We start from the raw sequence: 12508 nt of genomic DNA, 5'->3' as shown, positions 1-12508 counted from the left end.
GCGGCATCCTGCCGCAGCAATGGTGTCAGTGCGTTGCGCTAAGTTATTGGTTTATCACAGGTAAAAAACCGCTAAATGGCTGCTGGGTTATTCCAGCCAGGAGCGGATATAGTCCGGGCTCATGGCATGGCGCACATGCTCTGTCAGTGACAACGGCGCGAAGGTATCAACCATCACGGCATACTCAGCGGTTTGTGTCTGCCCGATAGAGGCTTCTGTTTTGCCCGGTTGTGGGCCGTGTGGCACTCCTTTGGGATGTAGGGTGAGATAACCGGCTTTAATGCCTTTGCGACTCATAAAATCGCCATCGACGTAATACAAGACTTCGTCACTGTCGATATTGTTGTGAAAATAGGGCGCAGGAATAGATTTAGGATGAAAATCATACAGGCGTGGTACGAAATTGCAGATAACAAAATTATGCCCACTTAACAGTTGGTGCTCTGACGGTGGCAAATGAATTTGTCCCACTTTTGGGGCGTAATCTTGGATATTGATCGCCCAAGGATATACATAGCCATCCCAGCCAACCAGATCAAAAGGGTGCCATTGCAGTTGGGTTTGTTGGTAGCGGTCAGCAAATTTGCTGATTAAGGAAAAACTCCCCTCGCAGACAGTTGCTTGAGTGAGCGTTGGGGTGCGGATATCCCGTTCGCAGTAGGGAGCCGACTCCAGTAGTTGGCCATAATCATTACGAAAATGTTTAGGGATTTCCACCATAGAGCAGGCTTCAATGACAAATAATCGAACATCATCATAACTGTCGAATTTCAGTTGATATGTGGTGCCTCGTGGGATCACCAGATAATCCCATTGTTTGACTGTTAGCTCGCCATACTCTGACAATAATCGCCCCTTACCCTGATGAACAAAAATGACTTCATCGGCATAAGCATTACGGTAAAAGTGATCACAATCCTCATTGACGCTTGCGGTATACATTGCAATATCTGCGTTATAAAACAGCTTGTTGCGCGCACTATAAAAGTTGCCACTGCGATCGCACAGGGTTGAATCCAGCTTGTAGTTTTGGATTAAGCCATCTTGCCAAGGTTGTCCATGAGACATATTTAGCGCGACATTTTCCAACGTTTTAGTCGGCATATTGTGATGATATTTATTGGAGTAAATATTGGAAAACCCATGGGTGGAAAATAGCTCTTCGCGGTAAAGCGTGCCGTCGGGCTTTTCAAAAGCAATATGACGCTTGGGGGGTATTTGACCCTGTTGCAGATAAAATGGCATGGGACGATATCCTTATTTCCTGTGCTGACGGGCGAGTGCATCGAATTAATGCAGTTTCGCTGTAGTGGCAAAAAATCCTTGACCCGACCGAGTCTGTCTTGCATTGGCACAGTTGTGTGTGATCTTGGTAACAATTTAGTTGCTGTAATTAACAAAAAAAAGAATAATTATTGCGCTAACTTAATCAAAAAAACTGATGGTGATGCCTGCGCTCGATAATGTGTGCATCAAGTGACGGCTAAGGCGTTTGCTATCAGCGACTAGGAGAGCAGTCAGCGCGGAATCGTTTGCTGTGACGCAAAGGGCCGGTAATGGATAACAGGAGTTGCCATGAAGTTGGATATCGAAACCTTTCGTATTTTACAGGTGCTGGTGGAATGCGGCAGTTTTGCCAAGGCGGCGGAGCGGTTGCATAAAGCGCAGTCAGCAGTCAGTTATCAGGTGAGAAAGCTGGAGCAACATCTTGGGGTAACACTGTTTGACCGACAACAGTATCGAGCTGAGTTAACGCCCCAGGGGCGGGTTATCTTAGCCGAAGGGCAGAAATTGCTGGGGCAGTTAAGTCATATTGAGCAGCTGGCTCACAGTTACCGGGAGGGATGGGAGCCGAAATTATCACTGGTGATTGATGGTGCACTTCCGATGGAGCCTATTTTGACAGCACTGAAACGTATGGCTGAGCACAAGGTGCCGACCAAAATTCAGTTGACAGTCGAGTTTCTCGGTGGGGTACAGCATCGATTTGAGCGTGACAATGCCCATCTGATGCTGGTGAAAGATTATCAACATCAGCTGGATTATCAAGTCACCCCATTGCCGGATATCTGTAGTGTACTTTTGGTATCAGGCGTACATCAACTAGCCGCTATGACGCATATTTCCTTGATGCAACTGCAGCAGTTTGTGGAGTTGACCATTGAAGATTCTTCCCCTCAACCCACCGCACTGGATGATATGCAATTTGGCGGGGATAAAGTGTTTTATCTTGCTGGTTTTATGATGAAAAAACATGCGTTACTAAAGGGGCTAGGCTTTGGCTGGATGCCCACTTTTTTAGTCAACACAGAATTGGATAACGGCACCTTGGTGCCAGTGGATTATGTTGGTGGACATCGTCACAGCTTCACCCCTAAATTGGTGGCTACCGCTGGACGTCCGCTGGGGCGGGCAGGACAATTATTTACCCAATTGATTATTGAAGAATTCAGTCGCCCGCAAACTGATGCCAGTGCGATGGGATAGACGAGACATAAAAGGGGCTGCAGCCGAATAGGCGGTGGTATTAGTTCTGCCCCATTGCCAGTACGGCTTGCCATTGCGCATCGGTTACCGGTTGAATACTGAGTCTTGAACGGCTAAGCAATAACATATCAGCTAATGCAGGGTTAGCTTTCAGTGCTTTGAGAGGAATGATTGCTGGGAATTGCTCAATAAAGCGGATATCGACTAAATACTATCTGGGATCTGCTGTACTGGCTTTAGCATCATAATAGCGACTGGTGGGATCCATCGCAGTCATGTCAGGATAGGGGCTGGATGCTACTGTGGCGATCCCGACAATCCCCGGGGTAGCACAGCTTGAGTGATAGAAAAAAATGCGGTCACCAATTGACATGCTATCGCGCATAAAATTACGCGCCTGATAATTGCGTACTCCACTCCAAGGCTCTTGTGTCACTTTTTGTAGATCTTCGATGCTGAACTCGCTGGGTTCAGACTTCATTAACCAGTATTTCATTATTTGCCCTAAGCATGATTAACCGCGTCAGTATATCCACTTTTGTTCCGTTGTAACAACGAGATGACCGTGGGATAGATGGCATTTTTACCTAGGGTCTGTTGACGTTTCAAGTTTGTTTTTGCAGCGATTTGAGGATGCTTTATACAAGGCAGAGGCTTTGAGAGGTAGTTGCGCTACCTGATAAGCCGATAACGCAGTAGAAAGTAGCCTCAAACGCTGCCCGCAGGGTTCGGCTAAAAGCGTTTTACTCTTTGTTGAGCGGTTCTTGCTTAGAATAACTAGGCGACAAACCACTCGCCGCGATTAAAACGCTTTTATCTCGAACAAAATTTAATCACGAAACATCAACAGACCCTAGAGTGCATAGCGGGGATGATAGTGAACAGTAAGTCTGTCTGCAGCGGAAGCGCGATGGAATCACTTCTGTGTCAATTGGTTGATATCTGTCAGCTTGCATGCCATTGCAAGGATACTGATTCTTCCTTACCAAGTCGGAAAGGTTGATGAACTGGTCGATAAGAAAATTGGTGCTGGCCTCAAGTGTCCAGCACCTCTTAGAACGATATCGTATTGGCGCCGCTTTTCGCCTATTGCCCAAATGGCTGTGGTTTTGGGGTAGCGTGGTTCGATGGCGGCAAAACAGGTAGGGTAATGTTGGGCTGCTCACCTGTGAGACTGCGCAGGAAGGCAACTAACTCCTGGGTTTGCTTAGTGGTGAAATGGCGGTTTAATTGGATATCGGCCATGGTGTTAACGGCTTGCTCCAAGGTCCAGACACTGCCGTCATGAAAATAGGGATAAGTCAGTTCAATATTTCGTAGTGTCGGCACTTTAAAGACAAACTTATCGGCATTGTTGCCTGTGACGTCTTTGCGCCCTTGAGCTGGGTTATTGGTATGGAAAGGTTTAAACAGCCCCATTTTCATATACATGGTTCCGCCTACAGCCGGTCCTTGGTGACAAGCAATACAGCCACTATTTTTGAACAGGGCATATCCCGCTTTTGCCTCGGGGCTGATAGCTTGCTGGTTACCCTGTAGATAGTGGTCAAACGGGCTATTGGGCGTAACCAGTGTTTTTTCAAAGGCGGCAATGGCATCGGTGAGTCGATCGATCGTAATTTTGTTATTACCATACACAGCATTGAACTTTGCCCGGTAAGCGGGCATAGAAGCAATGGTTTCTACCGCTAACTCATGGCTATAGCCCATTTCTTTTGGGTTAGCGATGGGACCGCCCGCCTGTTCCTGCAGATCTTTTGCCCGTCCATCCCAGAATTGCGCCAGCATATAATTTGCGTTGAGCACAGTGGGTGCATTGATTGGCCCCTGTTGCCACTGGTCGCCAATCGAAGTTGGGATGGCATCAACCCCGCCTAACGAGAGGTTGTGGCAAGAGTTACAGGAGATAAAGCCTGATTTTGATAGCCGGGGATCAAAATAAAGCATTTTCCCCAACTCGACTTTGTCTGGCTCCGTGATTTTGGCTGGTGGGATAATACTAATGGGTTCAGCAGCGAAAATTGTTGGAATATAAGCTAAAGATAAGGTCAGTAGAATCGGACTAAGTAGGGTTGATTTCATCAGATGCCTTGGAATAGTTATTATAAAAACTTTAATAAACAAAGCTTAATCTTTGCCGGGTAAGGCCAGAAACAGATTGTTTAGATTGTGTCTATCGCTTAGCTGGATAAACAGATTGTGAGTGATATCCTTGGCATTTTATTAATGGTCTGTTAGGCGGGCTATACTTGGTGGATGCTTCATGGATGATGTGTGCAGGATAGGTAGGAAATTATTAAACGGTATGATGCTGCAGGAGTTCACCATGCCACTGTTATTTTCATCATCCTCTTTATTACGCGCCCTGCGTAAATGGGCTCTATTACTGAATGTGGCTCTTTTATCTTGTTGTGTGACATTTTCCGTCCGTGGTGAGACGTTACACCTGATTTCAATTTTATGGCCTCCTTATGCCAGTCAGTTTTTGCCGGAGCAAGGGGCATCAGTAGCTGTGGTGAAAGCGGCAGTCAGAGCAATGGGGCATGATGTTAAAGTCGATTTTTATCCTTGGCGTCGAGCGATAAAACTTGCCAGTAATCCCACCAGTCGTTATTTAGGAATATTGCCGGTTTATGATCATCATCGTGGGCAATTTTTATTGTCGGCCCCTATTAGCTATAGCCCCTTGGGGTTGATTGAACGGCGTTTTCACCCCATCAGCTGGCTAACGGCTCAAGATTTACGTCAGTATTCACTTGCTACGGTACGCAATGATAATAATGCTCGAGTGTTAGATGCATTATTGGCACCGCAGCAACGCCTGATGATTGCGACGTCAGATTTGCACAATGTTAAAGCATTGGCCTCGGCGAGAATTGATGCTGCAGTGATGGATACCCGTGTCTTTACCTATTTACTACGTAGCCCCGCTGTCGCCTCCTTTCATGATGCGCTGCAGGTAAATAAGAAATTGCTTGCTAACCCTGGTTTGCATGTGGCGTTTCAACTTGGTGCCAAAGGGCGCCGTTGGCAACGAATTCTGGATCAGGGGCTAGCAAAAATTAATGTACCTGCGGTGATGCAGGGCTATTTAGGTGTCGCTATGCCGGTATCATCGGAATGATATTGCTGTATTAGTGACATTCATATCCTGCTTATGCTTTTGCCACGATTGTTTGACCTATGGGCGTTAAACTCAGTTGTGCCAGTTTTAAATGTTGTAGGCCGAAGGGAATACCAATAATGGTGATAAAACTGGCGATAGCCAATAACAGATGGCCTAATCCTAACCAGAACCCAAAGAGTAAAAACCAGATGATATTTCCTACCATCCCTAAATTACCTGTACCGATATCCTGTTTTCCGGTGAGGTATTCTCGTTCAATGACGGTCTGACCAAAGGGCCATAAACTCAATTCACCGATAACAAAACAGGCGCGACCAAATGGGATACCGATAATACTGATAAAGCAAAGCAATCCGACCAGCCACCAAGCGAGCCCCATCACTAATCCTCCGGTAAACAACCAGATAATGTTCAGTAGCAGGCGAAGTAAAGACATGTGTTTTCCTCATTGTTGTCGTTGATATTGCTGTAGAAAGCAAATCACAGGCCACTATTAACATAATGATTTATTGATTATTTTTGGTTAGATTGCTTTTCGCTCTGAAAATCTGGGTGGCCAATTAAACCAATATATCGTTGTTTTGACTAAATCGGTTTAGGGTATCATGGCGCAGGTTTTACTTAGTGCTATTGGTTTTATTGCAAGGGAGTTTCATTTTGCGCTTATCCCATTCACCGGTTGATACCGTCACATTGTTTGGGCGGAACGTGTTTATAAAACGTGATGATCTACTACATGGGGCATTTAGTGGTAATAAAGCCCGTAAATTTGCTTATTTTCTGCAACACGATTTCCCCTCTGTCACCACGTTGGTTGGTTATGGTTCTCCCCAAGCAAATTCCCTGTACGCCCTTACTGCGCTTGCTGCATTAAAGGGTTGGCAGCTTAAATTTTATGTTGATCATGTTGCATCATATATCCATCAGCATCCAGCTGGGAATTATCGTGCGGCACTGGCACTCGGAGCCGAAATTATTGATTTGAGCCAATGTATCGATCGTCAAGGGTTAAGTTGCCATGATTATATTGCCGCCCAAGCATGGTCTTTGCATCAGGATGTACTCGTGGTGCCAGAGGGAGGGCGTTGTCATCAAGCTCAATATGGCATTGATCAACTGGCTGATGAAATTATTCATTGGCAACAGGAGCAGTTACGAGCGCCATTGAGAGTTGTGTTGCCATCAGGAACAGGTACCACTGCACTTTACTTACAACGGCGTTTTTGGGCACGTAAAGTAGACATTCAAGTTTATACTGCGGCAACGGTGGGTGGTGATTCGTATTTGCATCAACAATTTGCTGAACTTGAAGCAGATAGCAATTGTTATCCTAAAGTGGTTTCCTTGGGGCAAAAATATCACTATGGCAAGTTATATCCCCAGTGTTTATCGGTTTGGCAGCTGGCTTGTGAGTGTGGCATTGAGTTTGATCTACTTTATGACCCAGTAGGTTTGATATTACTCGCTCAATTATTGGATAAATACCCCAATGGTGATGTTATGTATCTTCATCAGGGTGGGTTGCTTGGTAATGAGACGATGTTGCCCCGCTATCAACGTAAATATCCAGAGAAATTTCTTAGTTAAGTAACTAACGGTCTGTTTAGTTACAGCTCAATAAGAGAGGCAAATGGTTATGAGCCTACTCATGATGGGCTCTTTTTTGTGCAGCTAGCGACTAGAACGGTGGGTAGTAAAGATTAGTTGATAAAGCTGGGGAAATGTGCAGAAGCTGTGTTGAGGTTATCACTGTTTGGTCAGGTTCCATCTGCCGCAGTGCAGATGCTAGCCTGACCAAAAGAGAAGAGTAACATGATAAAACCTTGCTGCTGTGACACTCGTCCTGGAAGATGTGAGGTAGGACCGTGATGGAGTGCGGTCAGCGGTTTGTTATTTACTGTTTGGATTTAACAACCATTTCATAAATTTCAGTGCTTCTGTGCGTTTTGAGAAGGTTTGACGGTTTTTACCGTGTTTATCTGTAAACGCAATGGAAGTTTTGTTGATAGAAATAGAATCTACCGGGAAGCACACATTAATTTCATGGTTATCGATTTTGTATGACATAGGTCACACTCCTTATTACTACTGATAGTTTCACTTTTTCAGTGAATCAAATGTTTCAATAAAATATCCTCAGCCCGGGGCAGGCGGAATCGTTATCGACTTGAGTCTGTAGTTGGTACATTTCCCAAAGGTTTTACTTTATTTTTAGTCTGCTCATGAGCATCTCTGCTACGAAAAACGCTAGCAGATAGGCGCTAAAAAGTGGATAAACCTGCTGAAATACAACTAAAAGTTGGGGATTTTCAGTGGATAAATTGTTCAACTGTCTAGGTATATTAGCGGCGAAAAGCGTATTGTCAATTCTCTGATATCAACAATTATGTGCGGCCACCGACAAATATGCCGATTTAATGGCCGCAGAGAAGAGGATAGTCTGGCGTCAATAAATGAGTTTACCGATAGGATTAAGCAATTGGCTAATACCTTTAGTAAAGTGCAATGGGGCATCAACAACCGTATAGCATAAGCAACCGGTAGCTGTTTTGGGGGCATGCTCATGGTTGTTATTCATAATGATGAAATCACCGGCAACATATTGGCTGTGGCCATCATTAAACTCCCCCTCTAATAGCAGGGTAATTTCTTGCCCTTTGTGCGTATGTTGGGGAACTTCGCCATGTTTATCTATGTGTAGCAGACTGGCTCGGGTATTCCCCTCATCCAAGGCTAAACGCAAGCGGCTAACTTTCCCAATGGTTTTCCAGCTGCCATGCAGTTGTTGACGAAAGGCGTTAGGGAGCAGAGTGGAGAGACCATGTCCAGGAACTTTAATTTTTACCGCAGATGTCACTGGGTGGGAATCGCTAATGGGTTTGGAAGTGATTTGTTCTAGCATCTGATTAAGATCATCGTTTAGTTTCGTATCAAATACTGCATCAGCGGGGTTTGTTGGTGTTTTATTGTTATTTTGGGCTAAGGCCGAATTGAGATCATCACCCAAAGTACAAGCCGCGATTTGTGCATTAATGGTTTGACTCTGTGCTTGACAATCTGGGCACATTTCGCAATGGGCTGAAATAGCCGTTGCAAGCGATAGCGGTAACTCACCGGCACAATGGGCATTAAGCAACTCACCGGTAGGGTGATATTTAATCATGATGTTTCTCCAGATGTGCTCTGAGTTTTTCCAAACCAAGACGCAAGCGTGACTTGACTGTTCCGATCGGAATATTCAGCTTTTCCGCCAGTTCTTGTTGACTGAGTTCTTGTAGATAGACGCCTTGAACAATCTGGCGCTGCAATGGGGGCAGTTTATCCAATTGATGTTTTAACTGACGGGTAAAGCTGTGGTCTGCAAGACCGTCACCTGACCCACTGTCTTCAAACAGAGGCCAGATATCATCACCAAAGGCATCTTCGCGGTTGTGTTGTACTTTGCGTAACATATCAAAGCATTGATTACGCATAATGGTAAAAATCCAAGTGCTAACTGCGCCTTTGTGCGCATTAAAAAGGTGTGCTTTAGTCCAAACAGTCGTCATGGTTTCTTGCAATAGATCTAAGGCTAACCCTTGTTGCCCTAGTCGTTGCACACCAAAGGCTCTTATTTTGGGGGCAAAATGAGCAAAAAGCTTATTGAATGCTTGTTTGTCGCGATGTGTTGCCACTCGGATCAGCAGTTGCTTCATTTCTTGAGCCACTTCAGTCTGCTGCTGTGTGTCCATTATTGCTCTCGTCCGTGGGATGCTGTCTGTATCATAGCGATCCCTCGTGGCATTTGCTGCAGTTTTGTTAAGCATGCCTCTATCCTTTGCCATATGCTGTTTTTCACAATACGTGCAAGGACAGTAGTTGGATCAGCGTTATTGGTGGGGTGATGTTGTGATAAGGGTGCGGATCAGATTTAATGCCGGTTGATGATCTGGCGCTTGAATACAGGGCATTTTTTCATCCGGTGTTAAGGGGAGGATTTCCAGCCAGCGTTGGCAAAGCCAACTAATATCATTCATCTCACTATTATCACTGGATACTTGTTGCCGGGGATAGTCAGCTAACAAATCTTCAAGTGTTGTTTGTAGATATCTATCTTGTTGTTGCAGTGGTACTGGCTGCCAATTGGGTAATAGAGTGATCTCGCCACGGTACAGACCGTCTTGCTCTTGAATCGCTTGTTGCAGTGAAAAGCGTTGTTTGCCTTTCACTGTTATCCCCAGCAGCCCATCAGGCAGAGTTTCAAAATCAGTAATAACAGCCTGAGTACCCATTGCGAGTATGTGTCCGGACTCGGACATCATGCACATACCAAACCCTCTGTTCGATTGACATGATTCTGTCACTAAACGTTGATAACGTGGTTCAAAGATACGTAAGTGCGAGATGCCACCGGGTAGCAGACAAACAGGGAGGGGAAATAGGGGCAGTTGCATGGTAGACCTCGATAATATTTTTCTGGGGTAACACATCCTGAGCAATGCTTTTTACGTATGGGTTTATAGATTCGATCAGGTTAATCAAGATAGGGATGCTAAAGTTATGATGTTGAATCAATTTGAAAAAAAACTTGTTGGTCACCCAGTTAGACGCTGGTTTCAGCAGCAAGTCGAAGCAAAATTGTTGTTATCACTGTTTGATTATGGCCCCGGAAATATTCGCTCAGCATTGGAAATTGGCTGTGGTTTTGGCCATGGTATTACGTTGCTGCGCCACCATTTCGGTGCGCAGCAGGTGACAGGTATTGATCTAGATCCTGATCTGGTTCATCACTGCGCTGTCAAGCATAGTGATGACGCGCAGGTACGGGTGTTGCAGGGCGATGCAATAGCGTTAGATTTTGCCGATAGGGAATTTGATTTAATCAGTAATTTTGCTGTATTTCACCATATTCCCGATTGGCAGTTGGCGATTAAAGAGTGTTTCCGAGTATTAAAGCCAGGCGGTGTATTTTTGTTGGAGGATTTATACCGGCGGGCGATATGTAACCCTTTGAGTCAAAAACTGTTTGTACATCCACAGCAGAATCGTTTTAATCATCAGCAATTACTGTCTCAATTGGAACACAGCGGCTTTCTTGTTCGTCAGGAACGTCAAGTATTGGATTTGGCTGGAATGATATTAGTGCAAAAACCTTTTACTGTGGTGGCGGACTAAGCCAAATCAGGGCTGAGGTATCAACCCCGAGTTGTTCTAGTTTGGCCAAAAAGCGTTTTGCCACAGCATCCGAGAGCTCCGGCGTGCGGCTAAGTATCCAGACATAATCGATATCTGGGCCAATAACTAATGCTGCAATGTAACGGCCTTGGTAAGAAATGATGTCATGAATTTGATAAGCACCATAAAAGGGGCGGAAAAAAGCCACCTTAAAGCGGCCGACCTGGTCGCTGTCCCAAAAATGGGCTCTGCCGTGAGCTTGTTGCCATCGGTCATCTTCTTGACGATAACCGCGATTAATCACTCGAATAAGCCCGGGATCTTCTGGCGATAAGCTGTATTCAGCGGTTACTTTGGTCAGTCCCTGTTCAAAACTGTGATCAAGCCGGGCGATTTCATACCACTTACCTAGATAAGGTGAGAGTGTAAATGGGGTGACAACATCAACCTTTCTGTCCATGACAGTGCAGCCATTTAATAACAGGCTAAATGTCACTAATAGCAATATACGCATAACTCCCTCCTTGGTGGCCATGACAAAAGGCATCCTGTTGATAAAACACTGGGTTAAAGTGGAGAAAAATGCAACGAAAACCTAATGCTCTATTCAGTCTGTCATAAATATTGCCGCTATACTGAATCTTGTTCCCCTTTTTTTCAGGTTCAGTGAACCTGCCCCAGGCAAGAGATCGTTAACATGTCAAAAGTACTGGAATCTGTTGATCAGCGTACCAAACTGGTCGGTGAAAACCGTTTGGAGCTGTTATTGTTTAAAATTAACTCAACGCAACTTTTCGCGATCAACGTGTTTAAGGTTAGGGAAGTGGTTAAGCTGCCCGCGCTCAATGCCCTGCCGGGTAGTCATCCCCATATCACTGGGATTGCCAATATTCGTGGAAACTCGATTCCTGTAATCAACCTGAAAGGGGCTATTGGTTTTAAACCGATGGAAATGAATGCCAATGCAAACCTGATCATCACGGAATATAACCGCAGTGTGCAGGGGTTCTTGGTCGGTGAAGTTGAACATATCGTCAATATGACGTGGAATGATATTTTACCGCCGCCTAAAACTGCTGGCGCGAACCATTATCTGACGGCGATTACACGGCTAGAGGGACCTGATGGCGCCAGATTGGTTTCCATTATTGATGTGGAAAAAGTGCTCGCAGAAATTATTCATTATGATGTTGAAGTGTCTGATGAAGTACTAGCGTCAGAACTTACTCCTCAAATGGCAGGAAAACATATTCTGATCGCAGATGATTCAGCTACTGCTCGGCGACAGGTCAAAGATACGCTTGAACCTCTGGGCGTAAAGATAACAGAGGTCAGTGATGGACGGCAGGCACTCAAATTATTGCAACAATGGGCTGCAGAGGGGAAAACCTCTGAAGATGATTTATTAATGTTGATTACTGATGCTGAAATGCCAGAAATGGATGGTTATAAATTGACTCATGAGTTACGACAGATCCCCGAACTTAAAGATTTATATATCGTTTTGAATACATCATTATCTGGTAATTTTAATAATGCAATGGCAGAAAAAGTAGGCTGTAACCAACTTATCTCAAAATTCCAGCCCGATAATTTAGTTAGGCTAGTGCATGAGCGTATCAAAATGCTGAGCGCTGAGGGATAATCCTGTAACTCCCTTTATTATTCAGTACCTTAATACCATTCTGTTCGTAAATTTGGTCAGAATGGTATTTATTACCATGCTTGAATATTATTAAT

General features: G+C 44.8%; 13 protein-coding genes and 1 pseudogene. 5 read left to right on the top strand and 9 right to left on the bottom strand.

The genetic code is table 11. From position 1 onward, the window contains the following. Window positions 1-87 precede the first annotated feature (87 nt). Entirely contained in the window at window positions 88-1245 is a 1158-nt protein-coding gene (locus NFHSH190041_RS10865) for a homogentisate 1,2-dioxygenase (RefSeq protein WP_261921871.1), read from the bottom strand. 330 nt (window positions 1246-1575) lie between these two features. On the opposite strand from NFHSH190041_RS10865, the gene NFHSH190041_RS10860 reads away from it, so the two are divergent. Beyond that, window positions 1576-2487: a LysR family transcriptional regulator gene (locus NFHSH190041_RS10860; RefSeq protein WP_261921870.1), complete on the top strand. Its 912-nt coding sequence runs from the start codon at window positions 1576-1578 to the stop codon at window positions 2485-2487. A 40-nt stretch (window positions 2488-2527) separates the two neighbouring features. Here the strand turns inward: NFHSH190041_RS10860 and NFHSH190041_RS10855 are convergent. Together NFHSH190041_RS10855 and NFHSH190041_RS10845 are read right to left on the bottom strand one after the other, a co-directional pair. Next, window positions 2528-2983 (bottom strand): annotated as a pseudogene (locus NFHSH190041_RS10855) (EVE domain-containing protein). 590 nt (window positions 2984-3573) lie between these two features. Then, the gene (locus NFHSH190041_RS10845) at window positions 3574-4569 is read right to left on the bottom strand and encodes a cytochrome-c peroxidase (RefSeq protein ID WP_261921868.1); all 996 of its coding nucleotides are present in this window, start codon (window positions 4567-4569) and stop codon (window positions 3574-3576) included. A 244-nt stretch (window positions 4570-4813) separates the two neighbouring features. Here NFHSH190041_RS10845 and NFHSH190041_RS10840 point away from each other — a divergent pair, with 244 nt between their 5' ends. Next, the gene (locus tag NFHSH190041_RS10840; protein ID WP_261921867.1) at window positions 4814-5611 is read left to right on the top strand and encodes a substrate-binding periplasmic protein; all 798 of its coding nucleotides are present in this window, start codon (window positions 4814-4816) and stop codon (window positions 5609-5611) included. A gap of 31 nt (window positions 5612-5642) precedes the next feature. Here the strand turns inward: NFHSH190041_RS10840 and NFHSH190041_RS10835 are convergent, their stop codons facing one another. Next, complete coding sequence (locus tag NFHSH190041_RS10835; protein WP_261921866.1) at window positions 5643-6050, bottom strand: YccF domain-containing protein; 408 nt, start codon at window positions 6048-6050, stop codon at window positions 5643-5645. 272 nt (window positions 6051-6322) lie between these two features. Between NFHSH190041_RS10835 and NFHSH190041_RS10830 the strand changes: the two genes are divergently transcribed. Next, window positions 6323-7201, top strand: a complete 879-nt coding sequence (locus NFHSH190041_RS10830) for a 1-aminocyclopropane-1-carboxylate deaminase/D-cysteine desulfhydrase (RefSeq protein ID WP_261921865.1) — start codon at window positions 6323-6325, stop codon at window positions 7199-7201. A 303-nt stretch (window positions 7202-7504) separates the two neighbouring features. Here the strand turns inward: NFHSH190041_RS10830 and NFHSH190041_RS10825 are convergent, their stop codons facing one another. The 4 genes from NFHSH190041_RS10825 to NFHSH190041_RS10810 all read right to left on the bottom strand — a co-directional run bounded on the left by NFHSH190041_RS10825 (window position 7505) and on the right by NFHSH190041_RS10810 (window position 10047). Further along, window positions 7505-7681, bottom strand: a complete 177-nt coding sequence (locus tag NFHSH190041_RS10825) for a hypothetical protein (RefSeq protein WP_261921864.1) — start codon at window positions 7679-7681, stop codon at window positions 7505-7507. Between the two features lie 379 nt (window positions 7682-8060). Continuing rightward, window positions 8061-8777: a ChrR family anti-sigma-E factor gene (locus NFHSH190041_RS10820; protein WP_261921863.1), complete on the bottom strand. Its 717-nt coding sequence runs from the start codon at window positions 8775-8777 to the stop codon at window positions 8061-8063. Then, window positions 8770-9345 carry a sigma-70 family RNA polymerase sigma factor gene (locus NFHSH190041_RS10815; RefSeq protein WP_261921862.1) on the bottom strand — a complete coding sequence of 192 codons (576 nt, stop codon included), beginning with the start codon at window positions 9343-9345 and terminating at the stop codon, window positions 8770-8772. The genes NFHSH190041_RS10820 and NFHSH190041_RS10815 overlap by 8 nt, the downstream gene beginning before the upstream one ends. Before the next feature lie 138 nt (window positions 9346-9483). Further along, on the bottom strand, window positions 9484-10047 hold the full coding sequence (locus NFHSH190041_RS10810; RefSeq protein WP_261921861.1) for an LON peptidase substrate-binding domain-containing protein: 564 nt from the start codon (window positions 10045-10047) through the stop codon (window positions 9484-9486). Window positions 10048-10153: 106 nt separating this feature from the next. On the opposite strand from NFHSH190041_RS10810, the gene NFHSH190041_RS10805 reads away from it, so the two are divergent. Continuing rightward, the gene (locus NFHSH190041_RS10805) at window positions 10154-10768 is read left to right on the top strand and encodes a class I SAM-dependent methyltransferase (protein ID WP_261921860.1); all 615 of its coding nucleotides are present in this window, start codon (window positions 10154-10156) and stop codon (window positions 10766-10768) included. On the opposite strand, the gene NFHSH190041_RS10800 is transcribed toward NFHSH190041_RS10805, so the two are convergent. Further along, the gene (locus NFHSH190041_RS10800) at window positions 10749-11282 is read right to left on the bottom strand and encodes a lipocalin family protein (protein ID WP_261921859.1); all 534 of its coding nucleotides are present in this window, start codon (window positions 11280-11282) and stop codon (window positions 10749-10751) included. The genes NFHSH190041_RS10805 and NFHSH190041_RS10800 overlap by 20 nt on opposite strands. Before the next feature lie 183 nt (window positions 11283-11465). Here NFHSH190041_RS10800 and NFHSH190041_RS10795 point away from each other — a divergent pair, with 183 nt between their 5' ends. After that, on the top strand, window positions 11466-12413 hold the full coding sequence (locus NFHSH190041_RS10795; RefSeq protein WP_261921858.1) for a chemotaxis protein CheV: 948 nt from the start codon (window positions 11466-11468) through the stop codon (window positions 12411-12413). Window positions 12414-12508: the final 95 nt, after the last annotated feature.

The sequence above is a fragment of the Shewanella sp. NFH-SH190041 genome (assembly GCF_024363255.1).
Lineage (GTDB): Bacteria > Pseudomonadota > Gammaproteobacteria > Enterobacterales > Shewanellaceae > Shewanella.
This window is presented reverse-complemented; position numbering and strand designations above follow the sequence as displayed.